The organism is Parasphingomonas frigoris, from assembly GCF_036663815.1.
In the GTDB taxonomy this organism is placed as follows: Bacteria; Pseudomonadota; Alphaproteobacteria; order Sphingomonadales; family Sphingomonadaceae; genus Sphingomonas.
In genome coordinates, this window is record NZ_JAXOJQ010000002.1 from 902,637 (window position 1) to 921,998 (window position 19,362).

The following is a 19,362-nucleotide window of genomic DNA, read 5'->3' on the forward strand; positions in this document are numbered from 1 at the left end:
GAGAGGAAAACGCGGGTGGGCGAGACGAACTGGCACCAACTGGGCACAGCGGACACGATCGAAGAAGGCGGGATTCTTACCCATGTGGCGGGCGGCTGGCACATTCTGCTGGCGCGGTCGGACGGCGCGCTGGTTGCGGTCAACGATCGCTGCACCCACGCAGCGGCGCGCCTGTCGGGCGGGCGCATCCGGCGGGGCGCGCTGATGTGCCCGCTGCACGGTGCCCGCTTCGATCTTGCCGATGGCCGCTGCATCGGCGGCACCTATCCCGCGCTGCGCCGGTTCGAAGTGCGCGTGGTCGACGGTACGATCGAGGTGGCCGTGCCGCAGACCCCGCCGGCGATGGACGAAACGCCCGTCGGCGCCTGACACAAGCGCGCCTGTCCAATCGGCTAGGGGTTGGCGGGCCGTGATGACGCTATGCTCCCCGAAAGACCGTAATGGAGGAGAGCGAAGATGCCCTTTACCGGCCCTGCCGAAGACCGTCTGGCGCTGCGCGAATTGCTCGAAACCTATGCCGATGCGGTCACCCGCTGCGACCCCGCGGCATGGGGCGCGACCTGGGCCGAGGATGGCGAATGGTCGCTCCCCGATTACCCCGAGATCGGCATCACGTACGGGCGCGATGCGATCGTCGCGATGTGGAGCAAGGCGATGACGCACTATCCCGGCATCATGTTCGAGGCATGGCCAGGCAGCATCCAGGTGACCGGAGATACCGCGGTGCTGTGGTCTTACACGGCGGAGGTCTATGATTGGCCCGATGGCGTGCACCGTGATCGCGGCCGTTATGACGACGTGTGCGTCAAGATCGGGGGCCAATGGTTTTTCCAGCGGCGCACCTTCCGCAACATCCACCGCCAGATTGGCGAGAAGGGCCTGTGAGCGCGCACCGCGCCCCGGCTCCAGCCGCGAACGCCGCTTTCCCGGGTGCGCGCTGATGCCGGTCATCCACTATCACGCACCGCTGCGCGCGCTTGTCGCCGTCCGCGGTCACCCGTTCGATCGCAGCGCGTTCGACGCGATGTTCCAGGCGATGGACGGGATTTCCGCGACGATGGTCGATCAGCCGGCCGCCGCCTTGCTGATGAACCCGGACGGGATGCGCGATTTCGACCTGCTGGTGCTGTACGATATGCCGGGCCTCGATTTCGACGCCGTCCCCCGCCCCGGCATCGTCACCCCGTCGCCTGCACTGCAGAGCGGCTTTCGCGCGCTGCTCGAGCAGGGAAAAGGAGTCGTCGCGCTGCATCATGCCCTCGCCGGCTGGCCGGACTGGAGCGACTATCACGACTGGCTCGGCGGGCAGTTTCTCTATCGCCCGGCGACGGTGCACGGCAGCCCTTGTCTCGACAGCGGCTATCGCCACGACGTAGCCTACACCGCGACGACCTGTGCCCACCCGGTAACCGCGGGCGTCGCGCACCGCTTTCCGCTTACCGACGAACTTTACCTCGCCGAGGTGTTCGAGGACAGGGTCGAGCCGCTGCTGACCACCGATGCCAGCACGCAACCCGGAAATTACTGGTCCGCCGCGCACGCGATGGAGGGACGGATGTTCGCCAATGATGGCTGGAACCACGTGCCCGGATCGCGCCTGATCGGCTGGACCAAAATGGCCATCAACAGCCGCCTGGTCTATCTTCAGCCAGGCGACGGTCCGTCAGCCTATGACAACCCGGACTATCGCCGGCTGCTCGAAAACGCGCTGCGCTGGGTCGCGAAGCCCGCCGCTTAAGGCCGCCGGCGGATCAGCGCGCGGTCATCCCGCCATCGACCACGAATTCCGCGCCCGTAATGTAGCGCGCTTCGTCCGACGCCAGGAACAGGTTCATGTTGGCGATATCCTCGGGTTCGCCCATGCGCACCATCGGGATCAACGCCATGACCGCATCGAAGTTTGCGGCATTGTCCTCCAGCGCGACGCCCTGAATATTGGTGGCGATCATGCCGGGATGCACGCTGTTGCAGCGCACGCCATCGGCCGCGCCTTCGAGTGCGACGACTTTGGAAAACAGCCGGACGCCGCCTTTGGATGCGGCATAGGATCCGCATCCCGGAACGCCGATCAGGCCAGCCACCGACGAGATGTTGATGATCGATCCGCCCCGCGCCTTGCCCCCTTCCGCAGGCCGACGCATCAGCACCAAAGCGCGCTTGGAGCCGTGGAATACGCTGTTGAGATTGACGTCGTTCTGGCGGAGAAAGTCCGCGGCGGTCACCTCCTCCAAGGGCCCGAGCACCGCAATGCCGGCATTGTTGACCAGAATATCGAGGTGCCCCTCGGCCGTATCGATCGCGGCCATCACCCGGTCCCAATCGGCTTCGCGGGTGACATCGTGTTCCAGCGCGATCGCGCGGCCGCCAGCCGCGTTTATCTGCGCCGCGACCGTCTGCGCACCGGCGAGCTCGCGATCGGTGAGATAGACGGTCGCCCCTTCCTGCGCGAAGCGAATCGCCGTGGCGCTGCCAAGCCCCGGGACCGAGGCGCCTCCGGTAACCAATGCTACCTTGCCTGCCAGACGTGCCATAGATCGCTTCCGTTTCCATAAAGAGGCGGGGTGGGAGGCGTAGCGCCCGCCACCCCAGAACCGAGTGAGATTAGAACTTCACGCCAACCGTCACGCCATAGGTCCGGGGCTCCAGCGCCGAGCCGAACGCCCACAGCCCTGCGACGGTGAAGGCTGCCGTGGTGGTCCGAATATCAGCCAGGTTGCGGGCGAACACGCGGACGTACGCATCGCTCTGTTGGAGCTTGAAGTTGAGCGTCATGCTCGCATCGAGCAGGTCCTGCGTCGCCGTGCGGACCCGCGCATCGTTTCCGTTGACGACCACCGACGTCACGGTCGTCCCGGTCTTGACCAGCGTCAACGGACCGAGCGAAATCTGCTGGTCATAGGGCGCGATATGGCGCAGCCCGAGCGTCGTGACGACGCTACCGAACTGCGTTGGCACCTTATATTCGGCGTCGATCGACCCCGAAAAATTCGGAGCGTAGATCAAATTGTTCGCCGAATAATCGAAGGGGACGATCGCACCGGCATAGACGTTGCCCACCACGAAATTGCGGAAATGCGACCCCATGATCGAGGCGGTCGCCGTGATCCGCAGGCCCTTCACCGGACGCAGCGTCGCGTCCATCTCCACGCCCCGGATCGTGGCGCCCCCGACGTTACTGGTGATCGTCTGGTTGCCGGTCGGGCCGCCCGGGATCGTCGTGTTCTGCTGCATGTTCTTATAGTCGGAGATGAAGCCGGCGACGTTCACCTGCAGTTTGCGCTGCAACAGATCGAGCTTTGCGCCGATTTCGTAGGAATCGACGGTTTCCGGGCCAAATGGCGTCCCCGCCGTCGCTGCCGTCGCGGCACGCGGGCTGAAGCCGCCAGACCGATATCCCCGCGACCAGCTGCCATAAAGCATCAGGTTGGAATTGGGACGCCAGTCGACGCCAACCTTGGGGGTGAATTTCGAGAAATTGACATTGCCCGAGCCAATCAGCCCCGTCGTGGCGAAGCTGTTGCGGAGTCGCTTGTTGTCGTGGCTCCAGCGCCCACCGAAGGACAAGCGCCATTTGTCCGCGAATGCCCAGTTGAAGTCGCCGAATGCAGCATAGCTTTCGGTCTTGCCATAGACGCTTTGCGCATTCGTATCGAACGTGCAGGGCGGCGTGGTCGGGCTGAAGCCGAACACGCGCGAGCATTGCGTCAAGTCATAGTTAGACGTGAAATAATAGCCCCCGACGACATAGTCAAAGCCGCTGAAAATGTTGCCGGCGGCGCGGAGTTCCTGGCTGACCTGGGTGTAGCGCTGCCGCCGATCGACATAATAGAGATCGGTCGAGGAGCCATCGAAATCCTGCGTCTGGCTTTCGCGCGTGTGCCGCCAGCCGGTGATCGACGTCAGCACCGTGCCGCCAAGATTGTAGTTCATCTCCAACGTCGCAGCCGGGGCATTATAACGGCTCTCGGCTGGCTGCCCGAACGTGGTGTAGAGGTCACCCCGCGTGTTGCGATTGCATTCGCGCGCTGGTTCGAAACCGCAAAACACGTCGCTCGAATTCGCGATGTTGGCGAGGACCGGATCAAATTTCTGGCTGACCTTTTCGAGCGTCAGGATTGCATCGAAGCCCGATCCGACTGGCTGGAAGCGAAGCGCCGCGCCGTAATTGTCGCCCTTGCTCCAGCCGTTTGAGGTGTTGGTGGTCGCGTTATGGTAAAAGCCGTCCGTTTCGTTGTGGAAATACCAGAATTTGGCGCCGAGCGATCCGCCGTTGCCGACATTGACGACCGCCTTGGTGTTCCAGCTGTTGAAGCGGCCATACGACGCCTCGAGCTTGGCGCTGTTCATCATCGTCGGCTTGGTGCGGCGGATGTTGATGACACCGCCGATCGTATTGGCCCCGAACAGCGTCCCCTGCGGGCCGCGCAGCACCTCGATCTGTTCGATGTCGAAGGCATCCTGCAACTGCCCGGTGCTGGTCCCGATCGTCACGCCGTCGACCACGACACCGACGGTCGGCGTCTGCGATTTCTCGACATCGGCATAGGTGAGCCCGCGGATCGAAAGGTTCGCCGCCTGCGCGCCGGAATTCTGCTGCGTGATCAACAGGCCGGGCGCCGCGCCCGACAGATCGGCGATGCTCACCGACGCCTTGTTTTCCAGCATCGCCGCGCTGACCGCGGTGATCGCCACCGGCGTGCTCTGCAAGGTTTCGGACCGGCGACGCGCCGTCACGATGATCGCGTTGCCATCGCCGGATGTCTTGGCGGCAGCATCATCCTGCCCGGCTGTCGGCGGCGACGGAGGCGGCGGCGCGGGCGAGGTCTGCGCCATGGCCATGGATGGAAAGACCTGCAGCCCCGTTCCGGCAAGCAGAACGAGAATCGCACGTTTCGAAGCGCCACCCTTCATCGGAAAACCTCCCCTATCAGCGAGAGGGATTGCTTCCCTCTTCTCGGCGGCAACCTATGCCCGGGGGCCCCAAAGAACCTACTGCAACAAATCATAGGTGCAGGATCGATCGATTGTGCCACCCTTTGCGACAAGGGAGAGCACCGCGTGAACCAACCAGAAAACCGCAGATTTCTGCTGATCCGACGTCCCGATGGGATGCCCCGGCCGGAGGATTTCCGGCTCGAGACGACAGCGATACCAACCGCGCCCGACGGCGGCATGGTCATCCGCAACCACTTCGTTTCGCTGGACCCCGCACAACGCGGCTGGATGGACGACGCGCCCAGCTACATGCCGCCGATCGCGCTGGGCGAGCCGGTCCGGGCGACGACGGTGGGCGTCGTCCACGAGTCTCGCATCCCCGGTTTCGTTCCGGGCCAATGGGTGCTCGGGCTGAACGCGATCGAGGACTATTCGGTCGTCCTGCCCGGCGGCTTCACCAGCGCGATCGACAGCGCGATCGTGGATCGCCCGTCGCGCTATCTTTCCGCGGTCGGCGCCGTCGGCATGACCGCCTATTTCGGTCTGCTGGACGCCGGACGCGCTCGGCCCGGCGACACGCTGGTCGTCACCGGGGCAGCCGGCGCCGTCGGATCGATGGTCGGCCAGATCGGCAAGATCCAGGGCATGCGCGTGATCGGCATCGCCGGCGGCCGCGAAAAATGCCGACGCCTGATCGAGGATTACGGCTTCGACGCGGCGATCGACTATAAGGGCAAGTCGGTCGCGGCGCTCTCCGCCGAAATCGCGGCGGCCGCCCCCGGTGGCGTCGACGTCCTGTTCGAAAATGTCGGCGGCGACGTGATGGATGCGGTGCTGCTAAACCTGGCGCTGCACGCCCGCATCGTCCTGTGCGGACTGATCAGCGAATATAACGCGCCGGACAAGGTCGGCATCCGCAATCTGTGGCAGATCATCGTCAAGCAGGCGACGATCCATGGCTTCCTGATCGCGGGCTACGTCGATCGCTTTGCCGAAGGCGGCGCCCAGGTGGCGCAGTGGATGGGCGAAGGCCGGCTGCGCGTCGACGAGGACATCCAGCACGGCATCGAGCATGCGTACGACGCCTTCATGCGGCTGTTCAGCGGAGCGAACAGCGGCAAGCTCGTGCTGCAGATCGCATGACGACGCCGCGTCTGCACGGTCGCCGCGGCATCGTCACCGGGGCCGCATCCGGCATCGGAGCCGCCACCACCCACCGCCTGCGCGCCGACGGTGCACAGGTGCTGACCGCCGACCTGACCGGCAGCGCGGACCTGCTGCTCGACGTGACCGACCCGGATTCGGCGCGACAGCTGGTCGAGCAGGCGGTCGCGCGCTGGGGCGGGCTGGACTTCGTCGTGCCCTGTGCCGGGATCAGCGCCTTCTGCCCGATCGAAGGGCATGACGACGCCTATTTCGAGCGCGTGCTGGCGGTCAACGTGACCGCGGTGTTCCGCCTGCTGCGCGAGGCGATCGGCCCGCTCAGGCAAAGCGCGGCAGGCCGGATCGTCACGATCGGATCGATCGCCTCGGCATTTGGAGACGCCGGGCTGGTTGCCTATGCGACCTCCAAGCACGCCGTGCTCGGCATGACGCGCGCGCTGGCGGGGGAACTCGGGTCGGCGGGCATCACGGTCAATTGCGTAATGCCGGGCGCGATCGACACGCCGATGACCGCCCCGGCCTTTACCGCGATGCCGGACTACCGGGTCCATTGGGAAAACAAGGCAGCGCTCGGGCGGCTGGGTCAGCCGGACGACATTGCCGACGTCATCGCCTTCCTGATCAGCGATGACGCCCGCTTCATCACCGGCCAGGGCCTGTTGGTCGATGGCGGCGCGATGACCCGCATGTAGGCGATCGCCCCGCCATCGTCGGATCTAGAATTGCACGCGCTTGGTATAGCCGCCATCGATCACGACGTTGGTGCCGGTGGTGAAGGACGATGCCGGGCTGGCGAGGAACACCACGGTTGGTGCCACTTCCTCGGGGCCACCCCAACGGCCCAAGGCGAAGCTCGCTTCGGTACTGTCGTGCAATTCGGGCATCGCACCCTGGATCGCTTCCCAATTGCCACCGGGAAACTTGATCGGGCCGGGCGACACGCAATTCACGCGAATTCGCTTGGCGCCCAGCGCCTGGCTGAGCTGTCCGGCATAGACGAGCAGCGCCCCCTTGAGCGCATTATAGCCCTGCGGCACGATGAAGGTTTCAAGCCCCGCCGTGCTCGCCAGCAGGACGATGCTGCCGGTGCCCGAGGCGGCGAGCGCGTCTTCGAGCACCTCCACCCCGATCACGGCGCCGAGAATGTCGTAGTCGAGGCTCTTGTGCCAATCGCCGGTCGCCCCGGCGCCGCTGGTCGAGATCATCGGCACAAAGATGTCGCAACCGCCAAGCTGTTCGGCCGCGCGGCGCAGCCACGCACGATACGCATCGTGGCCGCTTTCTATGTCGAAGGCGTCGCCGAACACCTTGCCACCGTGGCGAGCAAGCGCGGCGGCGGTTTCCGCCACCTGATCGGCGTTGCGCGAGCAAAAAGCGATATCGGCTCCCTCCGCCGCGAACAGCTCGACCGTCGCCCGGCCGATGCCGCGGCTCCCGCCGGTCAGAATCACCTTCTTGCCCTTGAGCCCCAGGTCCATGCTTGCATCCTCTTCGCGCTGATCGTGTTTTTGGTGTGCCTAAGGCCGATGCTTGCGCGCAGCCCCCCCTTCCGGCCACTCGCCTTTTGGAGAGGAATGGCCGACGCCCGGGTGTGATAGCAGGCAACAGGCGCAAGCACGAAACGGAGCGACGATGGGCAGGCTGATAGGCAAATGCGCGGTGATCCTGGGGGCCAGCAGCGCGGGCAATATGGGCCAGCACATCGCCCGGCGCTTCCTCGCGGAAGGCGCGCAGGTGCTGGTGGCAGGGCGCAAGGAGGATGTCCTCGCGGCATTCGCGCATGACACCGGCGCGCAGTGGGCCGCCTGCGATATCACCAGCGAAACAAGCCTCGCCGGCCTTGCCGACAGCGCCGTCGCGCAGATGGGCGGCATCGACATTGCCGTGAACGCAACCGGTTGGGGTTTGCTCAAACCATTTCTCGACAATAGCCGCGAAGACCTCGACGCGATCACCGCGCTGCAGTTCATCGGGCCGTTCCAATTCTACCAAGCGATGCTGCGCAAGATGGCCAAGAGCCGGGGCGGGCGCGGCGGGAGTATCATCCAGATCAGCAGCGCCACCGCCACGATCATGCTCAATGACCATGCCGCCTATATGGGGACCAAGGCGGGGACGGATCATGTCCTGCGCTGCGTCGCCAATGAATTCGGCGCCGAGGGCGTGCGCGCCAATGCGATCGCGCCGGGCCTCACCGATACGCCGATGACGGCCGACGCCAAGACCGTGCCCGGCCTGTTCGAATGCTTCGTCGCGGGCTACCCGCTCGGCCGCATCGGGACCAGCGACGACATTGCCGCCGCCGCGGTGTTTCTGGCGAGCGACGAATGCTTCATGACGGGCGAGACGCTGCAGGTGAACGGCGGGCTGACGCTGCGCCGCAACCCGACCCCTGCGGAAATCGGCGCGGCGATCGCCGCCGGTTGACCGGGCTTATGCCGACTCGCGGCTGATCCGCTCGGCGATCTCGCTGCGCAGCACGTCCTTGCGGATCTTGCCCGCAGGCGTGCGCGGCAGCGTCGCGGCGGTGACGAAGCGTTCCGGGATCTTCTGCTTTGCCAGGCCCGCCGCCGCGACATGCGCACCCAGCGCGGCCGGCTCGACCGCATCGCGCAGCACGACGTAGGCGCACACCCCTTCGCCCAGACGCGAGTGCGGCATCGCCACGACGGCGCAATCGGCGACCATCGGGTGGGTGAGCAGCACCGCCTCGATCTCGCCCGCCGAGATGTTCTCGCCGCCGCGGATGATGAGGTCCTTCTTGCGACCCGTCACGGTGATCGACCCGTCCGCGCCCACCACCCCGAGATCGCCGGTGCGGAAATAGCCCTGCGCGTCGATCGCCTCGGCGGTCTGCGCCGGATCGGCATAGCCGAGCATCATCGCCGGCCCGCGCGCCAGGATCTCGCCCTCGTGGCCGGGCGGGAGGTCGTGGCCGTCGCCATCGACGATGCGGACAGCGTAATCGACGATCCGCCCGTCGGTGGTCGCGGCCAGCGCCGCATCGTCGGGCCAGCCGAAGCTGACCAGCGGCACCTCGGAGCTGCCGAACACCCGGAACGGCGCGCACTGCGCAAAGGCGCTGCGGGCGTTCACGATCACCTCGGACGCGACCGCCGCGCCGCCACAGGCGAAGAAGCGCAGCGAGGGCAGCAGGTCGCCGCTCGCCCGCGCCGCCTCGGCCAATTCGACGAGAAACGGCGTCGCCGCGACGGTGCCGACCACGGCATGTCGGGTGATCAGCGCCATCGCCTCGGTCGCGTCCCAACTTTGCATCAGCACGGTGCAGGTGCCCGAAAAGAACGGCATCTCCAGTCCGTTGGCGTAGCCCGAGACGTGGGTGACGGGCGACGGCATCAGCATGGCGTCGCCGGCCGCCACGCCCCAATAGGCCGCGCTTTGGACGATCACGCGGCCGAGCGTTGCGTGGCTGTGCAGCACGCCCTTGGCGCGGCCGGTGGTGCCGGAGGTGTACAGCACCAGCTTGACCGCGGTCGGATCGACCGGGCGGCGCGCGGTCGGCAGGTGCGCGCCCTCGGTGAGGAGCGCCGCATAATCGTCCTCCCCCGTCCCGCGCACCGTGAAGATATGGTCGAGCCCCGGCAGATCGGCCGCGACCCGACGTGCCATCGCGGGATAATCGACCGTGCGGAACGCGGCCGGCACGAACAGCGCGCGGGCCCCGCAATCCCCCAGCATCGCGCGCAGTTCGGCATCGCGATAGATCGGCACGATCGGGTTCACCACCAGGCCGGACAGCGCCGCCGCGACATTCAGGACGGCCGCTTCGCGCCAGTTGGGCAGCTGGAAGGCAATGACGTCGCCCGACTCCAGCCCCCGCCCGCGCAGCGCGGCGGCCAGCGCACCGGCATCGCGCCACAGCTGCGCAAAGGTCAGCGTGCCGACACCGTCGATCAGGCAGAGGTCATCGCCCCGCGCCTGCGCCAGGGCCTCGGCATGATCGGCGACGGTGCGCTGCGGCCACAGCCCGGCGTCGTGGAACGCGCGCTGATGCGCCGCGATCCCCGTGGGCCAGCCGCGCGACGATGTTTCGGCCATGATCCTCTCCCCCATGATTGTCTCGCGTAGCCGACCTGTCTTGGTCGTCGCGCCAGCGGCTGTCCACTTGGCGAAAAGGCGAGGCACCTGTCACCAGTCCCAGCTTGGCAGCACCGCGCGCCTGCGGCAGTTTGCCGGAGATAACGAGAAGATCGACGTGGAGAGAGAATGATGACGAGCCAGACGCCCAGCCGTCGCGACCGCATCGGCGATGTGGCGGAAGTCCTGCTCGACTATGTCGAGCACAAGACTACGCACCAGGCCCCGTCGACCACGCAGGTGCGCACCGCGACCTATACCGATCCCGACCAGTGGAAGGCCGAGATGGAACTGGTCTTCCGCCAGCTGCCGCTGATGCTCGCTTTCACCGCCGAGATTCCAAATCCGGGCGATTACAAGGCGATGGAGGTGGTCGGCCTGCCGATCCTCATCAACCGCGACAAAGCCGGCAAGGTGCGCGCTTTCTTCAATGTCTGTTCGCATCGCGGGGCACCGGTGGCGTCGACCGGGCACGGCCATTGCGCGCGCTTCACCTGTAAATATCACGGCTGGACCTATGGCCAGGATGGCAAGCTGATCGGCGTTTCCGAAAGCGCGCTGTTCGGCGAGGTCGACCGCGCCAGCATGGGCCTGCGCGCGTTGCCGTGCGAGGAGCGGGCCGGGATGATCTTCGTCAGCCTGACGCCCAACGGCGTGATGGACCTGGACGGCTATTTCCGCGGCTTCCTCGAGGATTTCGAAGCGGCAGGCCTGGCCACATGGACTTATCTCGGCAGCCGCGAGATCGAAGGCGCGAACTGGAAGATCGCCTTCGACGGCTATCTCGAGGGCTATCATTTCGCCTCGCTCCACCCCGAGACGATCGAGCCGCGCACGCCGTCCAACCGCACGTCCTACGAAGGGTTCGGACCGTCGCTGCGGATCGGTTTCCCGCAGCATCGCATCGCCGAGGCGCTGAAGGCGGTGCCGCGCGCCGATTGGGGGGACCAGGAGAATAACGGGTTCGACTTCGTGCGGATCCTCTTCCCCAACGTGTCCGCGTTCCTCGCGCCCGAAATCACCCAGATCGCGCAGCTCTTCCCCGGGCCGACACCCGACAAGAACCGCACCGTACTGAATTACCTGCGCCGCGATCCGATCCGCGACGACGAAGACCGCGCCACCGTCGAGGCGATGATCGGCTTCTTCCGCGATGTAACCTATCAGGAGGATTATGTCATCGGCATGGAAATCCAGAAGGGGCTCGACAGCGGCGCGCACGACCATCTGACCTTCGGCCGCAACGAGCGCGGCAACCAATATTTCCACGAATGGCTCACCTGGTATCTCGAGGACGATCGCTCTCGGCCCGAACCAACGCTCTGATTGCCTCCAGCGCAGGATATCCGCCCGCATGACCGCCATGGACAACAAGTCGCGCTATTCCCCCGAATTCGATGTGGCCGTGCGCGGCGATACGATCACCGCCGACCGCTACATCTCACGCGAATGGATGGACGCCGAGCAGCGCAATCTCTGGCCCAAGGTGTGGCACCTGGGCGGCATGCGCGCCGAGCTGGAAGAAGACGGCGACTTCATCCGGCACGATTTCGGCAAGGAATCGGTGATCATGGTCCGTCAGGAGGACGGGTCGATCCGCGCCTTCTACAACAGCTGCCCGCATCGCGGGAACCGGCTGGTGCTGGGTGATGCCGGGCATATGCCGCGCATCACCTGCGGCTATCATGGCTGGCAATTCACCACCGACGGGGTGCTGGCGCATGTCCAGGACCCCGATGATTTCGAGGGCGGCAATCCATGCGGGCGGGTGCACCTGTCCGAGTTGCGCTGCGAAAGCTGGGGCCCGTTCGTCTTCTGGTGCATGGACGACGACGTGCCGCCGCTGCTCGACTGGCTTGCGCCCCTCCCCGACCGTTTCGCCAGTTATGGCGTCGAAAACTGGGTGCGCGTGCTCAAGCTCTCGTGCGACGTCGATTTCAACTGGAAGATCATCCGCGACAATTTCAACGAAAGCTATCACCTGCCGACGATCCACCCGGAACTGGCGACCTTCATCAATGACGGGCTGCCGACCACGCTGTTCGAAATGTATCCGACCGGTCACAATGCGATGTGGATGATCGGGCACCAGGCAACCACCCGCGCCGACTATCACAGCGCCGAAGTCCCCGCCCCGCTCGACGACATCGCGCGGGCGTGGGGAATCGACCCGGCCGACTATGACGGCCACACGGGCGACATTCGCGCTGCGGTGATCCGCGCCAAGCGCACTTTGGGGCCAGAGCGCGGCTATACAATGTATGCCGACATGACCGACCAGCAACTGGTCGATTACTTCCACTGCACGCTGTTCCCCAATCTCACGTTGACGATGTCGCCCGAGCAATTGCAGGTGCTGCGCACCGAGCCGCATCCGACCGATCCCGAAAAATGCGTGTTCCAGCATTGGTGCCTGTTCCCGCCGGTTCCCGGGATGAAGGAGGTCGTCACCCCGATCGGTCCGGTGCCGCTGCGGCATGACGCCGTCGCGCGCCACAGCCGCTATGGCGACGGCGTGTCGCTGGGCTTCGTTGCCGATCAGGATCTGTCGATCGGCACGACGCAGCAGCAGGGGTTGAACTCGCGCGGGTTCAAGGGCTGCATTCTCCCGGGGCAGGAAAAGCGCGTTCAGCGCTTCCACGAATTGCTCAACGACTATGTCAAAGGGCAACCATGACGGCCGTCCCCTACCCCGCGCCAGCCTGTCCGGCCGAAGACCGCATCGCGCTTGCCGATCTGGTGATCGCCTACGCCAGCGCCGTCGACGATATCGGCAATGTCGACGGCGTCGGCAGCCTGTTCAGCGACGCTGCGGTCTATGACCTGTCCGCGCTGGGAATGGGCGAAATCGTCGGGCAAGCCGCGATCCGCGCCTTCTTCCGCGATGCCTTTGCAGGGATGGCGCAGAATGCCCATTTCATCAGCAACATCGCAGTGCGCGCCTATACGCCGCCAGACGACGCGCGCGTGCAGGCCTATGGCCATGCCTTCAGCCTCGGCAAGGACGGCACCCTGCTCGAGGTCAAGGCGCGCTATAGCCTTACGGTGGTGCGCACGCGCGAGTCCTGGCGCATCGCCCGGCTCGGCATGGACATGCTGCTGCCGCCGATCACGACGCGCGGTTGACCGCACCGCGCGCCACGGCCGCCGCTCAGCTCATGCAATAGCCGCCATCCATCATGAATTCGCTGCATGTCACGAAGCTGGCGGCGTCCGAACACAGATAGACCACGCCCCCGGCCATTTCCTCCGGGCGCCCCAGCCGCCCGAGCGGATGCGCCGCGACCACCCCCTGCATCGACGCCTCCAGCGACGGTGCAGCACCGAGGTCGACGTACCGCTGCATGATCGCCTGCAGCATCGGCGTCTCGATCCCACCGGGATGCACGCTGTTGACCCTGATGGCGTACCCGAGCGCTGCAAACTCCGCCCCCATGCATTTGGACAGCATCGCGACCGCGGCCTTGCTGGTGCAATAGGCGGCGTTGAACGGGGCACCGCGAATGCCGCCGACGCTCGAGAAATTGACGACCGACGCGCCCCCGGCGCGGGCCTTGCCGCCCAGCTTCAACAGCGGCAGCAGCGTCTGTACGCCGATCAGCACGCTCTCGACGTTGACGCGCTGGATGCGCTGCCACGCCTCGATCGAGGTTTCCTCGATGCTCGCGACCACGCTGATCCCGGCCACATTCACCAGCGCGTCGAGCCGCCCGTAATCGCGCGCCACCAGGTCGGCGACGCGCTGCCAGTCGGCACTTTGGGTCACGTCCTGCGCCAGCACCGCGTCGCCGTCGCTGATCCCATCGGCCGAAACATCGGTCGCGATCACGATCGCCCCCGCCGCCTTCATCGCGCGCACCACTTCGCGCCCGATCCCGCCGCCTGCGCCGGTCACCACCGCCACGACATCCTTGAGGTCCATCGCCATCCCCATCGTCCTATTGCGCGGTCCAGCCGCCATCGATGACCAGTTCGGCACCGGTCATGTAGCTGGCGTCGGCGCTGGCGAGGAACACCGCCGGCCCCGCCAGTTCGTCCGGCTCGGCCAGGCGCCCGATCGGGGTGGCGGCTTCCATCGCGCCGACCAGATCCTCGGGCTTTTCGGCAAATCCCTTGTCGACCCAGCGCTGGAAACCGGCGCTCAGCAGCGGCGTCTTGACGAAGCCCGGATGCAGCGAATTGGCGCGGATCGGCATCTTCTTCTGCGCGAACTCGATCGCGATGCCCTTGGTGAACAAGCGCACCGCGCCCTTGCTAGCGTTATAGGCCGACACTTCGGAAAAGCCGACCATCCCCATGATCGAGCTGACGTTGATGATGCTCGATCCGCCCGCCACCGCGCCGCCGCTCTCCGCCAGCAGCGGGACCAGCGCGCGCGTGCCGAGGAAGACGCCGTCGACGTTGATCGCCATGATCCGCCGCCACGCCTCGAGCGTCAGCGTCTCGACCGCCCCCGTTAGATCGATCCCGGCATTGTTGACCAGGATGTGGCAGGCACCGTGCGCCGCATTCAGATCGGCCGCGATCCTGGCCCAGTCATCCTCGCTGGTGACATTGCCCGGAACGTAGCGCGCCTGCCCGCCCAGCGCGGCGAGCGCCGCTTTCGCTGCGGCGCTGTCGGGCGCATCCAGGTCGGTGATGACGACGGTTGCTCCTTCGGCGCAGAAGCGTGCGGCGATCGCCTGCCCGATGCCCCGCAAGCCGCCCGTGATCAGCGCGACGCGTCCATCCAGTCGTTTCATGCTCAAACCCCCATCATGCCGGCGGTGGTGGCGCCGTCGATGGTGATCTCGGCCCCCGAGATGAAGGCCGCCTCGTCGCTGGCGAGATAGGCGACGAGGCCGGCGACCTCGTCGACCTGCGCCATGCGGTTGAGCGGCGCCATCCCCTCATAGATCGCGCGGACCGCGACCGGATCGTCCTGGCTCTGCATGATGTTGCGGATCAGATCGGTTTCGACGACGCCCGGCAGGATGGCGTTGACGCGAATGCGGTATTTCGCCTGCCCGCAATAGACCGCCGCCGACTTTGCCAGCGCGACCACCGCCGCCTTGGTGGTGGAATAGGTGACGTAATTGCCGAGCGGGCGCGCCGCGTTCATCGAGGAATTGATGATGATCGAACCGGTCGCCCCGGCATTGCGCGCCATCGCCCGGATCGCATGCTGCACCGTCAGCATCACGCCGGTCTGGTTGATCGCGATCAGCCGGTCCCAATTCTCGATGCTGACCTGCTCGATAGTGGCATCGCCCTGTTCGGTACCGGCATTGGCGAAGGCGATGTCGAGCCGCCCGAAATCGCCGAGCACGGTGTCGATCAGCGCGGGCCAGCCCGCCGCATCCTCCACCCGGTGGCTGACGAAACGCCCGCCGATCTCGCTGGCGATCGCCTGCCCGATCTCGGCCTTGGAGCCGGTGAACACCACCCGTGCGCCCTCGGCCGCAAGCCGCCGCACTGCCCCCGCCCCGATCCCGCTGGTGCCGCCGGTGACAAGCGCCACCTTTCCGTCAAGCCTGCCCGCCACGCCACTCTCCCATCCGCGTTTTTCCCATCATGCACCAGCGAGCGAGGGCAGGAAAACTATGCTTTCGGTAAGGTGACTTGCCGACCCTGCGGGATTTACACCAAGGTCCGGCGACCGGGGGCAAGACTCCCGGCCAGGAGAGGAAAGAGAGCGGCCATGGCGGACAGCGATCCCATTAATCCGACGCGCGCGGCACCCGACAATGGCGGCCTGCCGATCAGCGACGGCATCAGCTGGTTGGAACTGATGGCCGCGGATTCGCGCCCGGTCCCCGATGTTCTGACCACGCCAAGCTATCACAGTCGCGGCACCGCGCCGATCGCCGCCGCGCGCTACACCAGCGAGGCCTTCGCCAAGCTCGAGCGCGACCACATGTGGCCGCGCGTCTGGCAATTCGCCGCGCGCGAGGAGGATCTGCCCGAGCCCGGCGACTATGTGGTGTATGAAAATGCCGGGCGTTCCTTCCTGATCTCGCGGCAGGATGATGGTGCGATCAAGGCGATGCACAATGTGTGCCTGCACCGCGGGCGCAAGCTGCGCACCGAAGACGGCAGCGCCGACCGCTTCACCTGCCCGTTTCACGGCTTCACCTGGAACAAGGACGGCAGCTTCGATCATATGCCGTGCGCGTGGGATTTCACGCATCTCGACCGCGCCGATCTCACGCTGCCGCCGGTCGAGGTCGGCCAGTGGGGCGGGTACATCTTCCTGCGCGAGGAGCCAGGTGGGCCGAGCCTGGAAGAGTATCTTGCGCCCTTGCCAGACCATTTCACGCGCTGGCGGCACGAGGAGTGCACCACCGTGATGTGGGTCGGCAAGGAAGTGCCCGCCAATTGGAAGGTCACCGCCGAGGCCTTCATGGAAGCGTGGCATACCGTCGTGACGCATCCGCAGTTGCTGCCATTCACGGGAGACGCCAACAGCGCCTATTGGACGTGGGGCGACCATGTGAACGTCAATCTGGTGCCGTTCGGCACGATGTCGCCGCACCTCGACCCCGATGGCCGGAGCCAGCAATGGATCGTCGACGAATTCGTCAAATATAACGGCCGCAGCGGCGACAGTTATGAATCCGGCACGGATCCCTACGCCGTCAGCGTGCCCGACGGCGTGACCGCGCGCGCCGCGCTCGGCGCGAAAATGCGAACCGCTTATGCCGACCAGAGCGGATACGACCTCGACGACGCCACCGATGCCGAGTTGCTCGACGCGCTGGTCTACAACGTCTTCCCCAACTTCGCGCCGTGGGGCGGGTTCATGCCCAACATCGTCTATCGCTGGCGCCCCGGCAAAACGCCCGATACGTGCCTGATGGAAGTCCGCATCCTGATGCGCGTCAAGAAAGGCGCGCCGCATCCGCGCGGCGTCCCGATGAAATATCTGCGGCTCGACCAGAAATGGACCGAAGCGCCCGAGCTCGGCATTCTCGGCGACGTGTTCGAACAGGATATGGACAATCTGCCGTACGTGCAGGAGGGCCTGCACGCCTCCAAGACCGGCGTTGTGCAGCTGGGCGACTATCAGGAAATCCGCCTCCGCCAGTTCCAGCAGACGCTCGACCGCTATCTCGGGATCGCCGAGGGCAGCGACGGCAGCGAGGCGCAGGCATGAGCGAGGCAGGCGCGCCCGTCGCGCACCCGCGGCGCATCAACTGCGTCCTGATCTGTGGCGGGGTGTGGCACGATATCGATTTCGCCCGGCTCGAATTGCTCAAGCTGCTGGGCGAGGATCCGGCGATCCGCACCCGCCTGTTCGAGGATTACGAGACGATCGCCGCGATCGAAGCGGCCGATATCCTGATCACCTACACCTGCGACATCACCCCCTCGCTCGCCGCGCAGGAGGCGTTGCGCGCGTGGCTGGCGGCAGGGGGGCGCTGGTACGCTTTGCACGGCACCAATTCGGTGCTGCGCCTGCTGTCCGACGGGCCGAATGCCGGTCTGTGGGAGGCCCCGCGCTGGGCACCGCTGTTCATGGATCTGCTCGGCAGCCAGTTCCTCAGCCACCCGCCGATCGCGCCCTATCGGGTAGAGCTTGCCGATCCCGACCATCCGCTGGTCGCGGGCATTACCCCGTTCGAGACCAGCGACGAACTCTACCATCTGGAAACGCATGGCGACCTGCACGTCCTGCTCGACACGGACTGCACCGCAGCCGGAACCGGCTTCGTCGAGGGCGACGCGGCACCGGGGCGGCACCCGGTGTTCTACATCAAGCCGCACGGTGCGGGCGCGGTGCTGTACCTGACGCTGGGGCACTGCCGCGGCCATTACGACCTGCAACCGATGCTCGACTGGTGGCCGACGGTCGATCGCTGTGCCTGGGACCTGCCGGTGTTTTACGATCTGTTGCGGCGCGGCATTGCCTGGACGCGCGCGCCTTTGGCGGATAGAGACGGGATCAGCGCCGCCACTGCACCGGATCAGGCCGCGTCGGCATAGCGGTCGAGCTTCGCCAGCGGGTCTTCCGGCCAGCGCGACAAGAAGACCAGTCGCTTGTGCCCATGCCCGATCGCCAGTTCGTCAGTCACGCCCATGCCGCCGTGGAACTGGATCATGTCGTGTCCAAGCGCGACCGAGACATCGCTGATGAAAGCACGCGCCCCGGCCACCGCCCGGACGAACCCCGCTTCCCCTTCCAGCACCAGCGCACAATTGATCAGCGCCTTGCTCTGCTCGAGCGCGGCATAGTGCGCGACCATGCGATGCTGGATCGCCTGGAAGCGTCCCAGCACGGTGTTGAACTGGCTGCGCGTGCGCAGATAGTCGAGCGTCTCGTCGAAGATCCGCTGCATCACGCCGACCGCCTCCGCCGCGCGGCAGAGCTCGACCAGCGGCAGGATGGCGTCGAGCAGCGCGCGCCCGCCCGCCAGCCGGTTCGCCGCCGCGACGGCGACCTGGTCGAGCCGCAACACGACCGCTGCACCGCCGTCGATCAGCCGCCACGGGGTCACCGAAAGCCCGGGCGCGTCTGCCGGGACGACGAAGAAGTCCGGCGAATCCTGCCCGGCACGACGCGCGCTGACGATATAGGCGTCCACCCCGACCCCGGCCGGGACGCACTGCTTTTCGCCGGACAGCACATACCCGTCATCCCGCCTGTCGGCGCGGGTCTCGACCCAGTCGGGATTCCCCCGGCTGGCGCGCTCGGCATGGGCCAGGACGACACGGCTCGCGCCCGCGGCCAGGCGATCGCGCCAGGCCGATGCCACCTCCTCGCCACCGGCCAGCATCAGGCGCGCGCCCAGTACCATGCTGTCGATCAACGGCTCGACCACCAACCCCTTGCCGAGCGCGGTAAACAGCGTGACCAGCGCGCTGGCATCGAGGCCAAGCCCGCCATCCTCGTGGCGCAGCGCGGCCGCGACCAAGCCATAGTCCGCCAGCAACGCCCAATTCTCCCGACCGAACCCGCACGGGTCGGCCTGATAGGCGCGGCGGCGATCCAGATCGTAGCGATCCGCCACGAAACGCTCGGCCAGATCCCGCAACATCCGTTCGTCTTCGCTGAGATCAAAATTCACGGCTGCGCTCCTTTGCGACGCATCGTAGCGGGAGCCGAAAATCAAAAACGCTGGGCAAAAGGCTAGGATAGCCTAAACCGCCCGCGCAGGAGATAAGGGACCGTGGAGAAGGATGCCC

Annotated in this window: 19 protein-coding genes; 11 read left to right on the forward strand and 8 right to left on the reverse strand. The window is 66.0% G+C overall.

Annotation, left to right across the window (positions count from 1 at the left end; genetic code table 11):
• Positions 1-15: 15 nt before the first annotated feature.
• The 3 genes from U1872_RS09695 (at position 16) to U1872_RS09705 (ending at position 1,738) form a co-directional block, all read left to right on the forward strand.
• A complete protein-coding gene (locus tag U1872_RS09695; RefSeq protein ID WP_332792670.1) occupies positions 16-369 on the forward strand; it encodes a Rieske (2Fe-2S) protein in 354 nt (117 codons plus the stop codon).
• A gap of 87 nt (positions 370-456) precedes the next feature.
• Positions 457-885 (forward strand): nuclear transport factor 2 family protein, encoded by a 429-nt coding sequence (locus U1872_RS09700; protein WP_332792671.1) that lies wholly within the window; start codon positions 457-459, stop codon positions 883-885.
• A gap of 55 nt (positions 886-940) precedes the next feature.
• A complete protein-coding gene (locus U1872_RS09705; protein WP_332792672.1) occupies positions 941-1,738 on the forward strand; it encodes a ThuA domain-containing protein in 798 nt (265 codons plus the stop codon).
• Positions 1,739-1,751: 13 nt separating this feature from the next.
• Here the strand turns inward: U1872_RS09705 and U1872_RS09710 are convergent, their stop codons facing one another.
• Positions 1,752-2,531, reverse strand: coding sequence for an SDR family NAD(P)-dependent oxidoreductase (locus U1872_RS09710; RefSeq protein ID WP_332792673.1), 780 nt, complete (start codon positions 2,529-2,531; stop codon positions 1,752-1,754).
• A 70-nt stretch (positions 2,532-2,601) separates the two neighbouring features.
• On the reverse strand, positions 2,602-4,911 hold the full coding sequence (locus tag U1872_RS09715; RefSeq protein WP_332792674.1) for a TonB-dependent receptor: 2,310 nt from the start codon (positions 4,909-4,911) through the stop codon (positions 2,602-2,604).
• Positions 4,912-5,058: 147 nt separating this feature from the next.
• Here U1872_RS09715 and U1872_RS09720 point away from each other — a divergent pair, with 147 nt between their 5' ends.
• Both U1872_RS09720 and U1872_RS09725 read left to right on the forward strand, forming a co-directional pair.
• Complete coding sequence (locus tag U1872_RS09720; RefSeq protein ID WP_332792675.1) at positions 5,059-6,078, forward strand: NADP-dependent oxidoreductase; 1,020 nt, start codon at positions 5,059-5,061, stop codon at positions 6,076-6,078.
• Positions 6,075-6,791, forward strand: coding sequence for an SDR family NAD(P)-dependent oxidoreductase (locus U1872_RS09725; protein WP_332792676.1), 717 nt, complete (start codon positions 6,075-6,077; stop codon positions 6,789-6,791). The genes U1872_RS09720 and U1872_RS09725 overlap by 4 nt, the downstream gene beginning before the upstream one ends.
• Positions 6,792-6,815: 24 nt before the next feature.
• Here the strand turns inward: U1872_RS09725 and U1872_RS09730 are convergent, their stop codons facing one another.
• On the reverse strand, positions 6,816-7,577 hold the full coding sequence (locus U1872_RS09730) for an SDR family NAD(P)-dependent oxidoreductase (protein ID WP_332792677.1): 762 nt from the start codon (positions 7,575-7,577) through the stop codon (positions 6,816-6,818).
• 154 nt (positions 7,578-7,731) lie between these two features.
• Here U1872_RS09730 and U1872_RS09735 point away from each other — a divergent pair, with 154 nt between their 5' ends.
• Positions 7,732-8,526 (forward strand): SDR family oxidoreductase, encoded by a 795-nt coding sequence (locus U1872_RS09735; protein ID WP_332792678.1) that lies wholly within the window; start codon positions 7,732-7,734, stop codon positions 8,524-8,526.
• A 6-nt stretch (positions 8,527-8,532) separates the two neighbouring features.
• Here U1872_RS09735 and U1872_RS09740 read toward each other — a convergent pair whose 3' ends face one another.
• Complete coding sequence (locus U1872_RS09740) at positions 8,533-10,158, reverse strand: AMP-binding protein (protein WP_332792679.1); 1,626 nt, start codon at positions 10,156-10,158, stop codon at positions 8,533-8,535.
• A 171-nt stretch (positions 10,159-10,329) separates the two neighbouring features.
• Here U1872_RS09740 and U1872_RS09745 point away from each other — a divergent pair, with 171 nt between their 5' ends.
• Genes U1872_RS09745 through U1872_RS09755 form a run of 3 tightly spaced genes read left to right on the forward strand, consistent with a single transcriptional unit; the run spans position 10,330 to position 13,323 of the window.
• Positions 10,330-11,523: an aromatic ring-hydroxylating oxygenase subunit alpha gene (locus U1872_RS09745; protein WP_332792791.1), complete on the forward strand. Its 1,194-nt coding sequence runs from the start codon at positions 10,330-10,332 to the stop codon at positions 11,521-11,523.
• A gap of 28 nt (positions 11,524-11,551) precedes the next feature.
• Positions 11,552-12,874: an aromatic ring-hydroxylating oxygenase subunit alpha gene (locus tag U1872_RS09750; RefSeq protein ID WP_332792680.1), complete on the forward strand. Its 1,323-nt coding sequence runs from the start codon at positions 11,552-11,554 to the stop codon at positions 12,872-12,874.
• Complete coding sequence (locus U1872_RS09755; protein WP_332792681.1) at positions 12,871-13,323, forward strand: nuclear transport factor 2 family protein; 453 nt, start codon at positions 12,871-12,873, stop codon at positions 13,321-13,323. The genes U1872_RS09750 and U1872_RS09755 overlap by 4 nt, the downstream gene beginning before the upstream one ends.
• Positions 13,324-13,348: 25 nt before the next feature.
• Here U1872_RS09755 and U1872_RS09760 read toward each other — a convergent pair whose 3' ends face one another.
• Genes U1872_RS09760 through U1872_RS09770 form a run of 3 tightly spaced genes read right to left on the reverse strand, consistent with a single transcriptional unit; the run spans position 13,349 to position 15,721 of the window.
• Complete coding sequence (locus U1872_RS09760) at positions 13,349-14,125, reverse strand: SDR family oxidoreductase (protein ID WP_332792682.1); 777 nt, start codon at positions 14,123-14,125, stop codon at positions 13,349-13,351.
• 10 nt (positions 14,126-14,135) lie between these two features.
• Complete coding sequence (locus tag U1872_RS09765; RefSeq protein ID WP_332792683.1) at positions 14,136-14,939, reverse strand: SDR family NAD(P)-dependent oxidoreductase; 804 nt, start codon at positions 14,937-14,939, stop codon at positions 14,136-14,138.
• A 2-nt stretch (positions 14,940-14,941) separates the two neighbouring features.
• Positions 14,942-15,721, reverse strand: coding sequence for an SDR family NAD(P)-dependent oxidoreductase (locus U1872_RS09770; protein ID WP_332792684.1), 780 nt, complete (start codon positions 15,719-15,721; stop codon positions 14,942-14,944).
• Between the two features lie 156 nt (positions 15,722-15,877).
• On the opposite strand from U1872_RS09770, the gene U1872_RS09775 reads away from it, so the two are divergent.
• Positions 15,878-17,332, forward strand: a complete 1,455-nt coding sequence (locus U1872_RS09775; protein ID WP_332792685.1) for an aromatic ring-hydroxylating oxygenase subunit alpha — start codon at positions 15,878-15,880, stop codon at positions 17,330-17,332.
• The gene (locus U1872_RS09780; protein ID WP_332792686.1) at positions 17,329-18,162 is read left to right on the forward strand and encodes a ThuA domain-containing protein; all 834 of its coding nucleotides are present in this window, start codon (positions 17,329-17,331) and stop codon (positions 18,160-18,162) included. Before U1872_RS09775 ends, U1872_RS09780 begins: the two co-directional genes overlap by 4 nt.
• Here the strand turns inward: U1872_RS09780 and U1872_RS09785 are convergent.
• The gene (locus U1872_RS09785; protein ID WP_332792687.1) at positions 18,144-19,244 is read right to left on the reverse strand and encodes an acyl-CoA dehydrogenase family protein; all 1,101 of its coding nucleotides are present in this window, start codon (positions 19,242-19,244) and stop codon (positions 18,144-18,146) included. The genes U1872_RS09780 and U1872_RS09785 overlap by 19 nt on opposite strands.
• Positions 19,245-19,362: the final 118 nt, after the last annotated feature.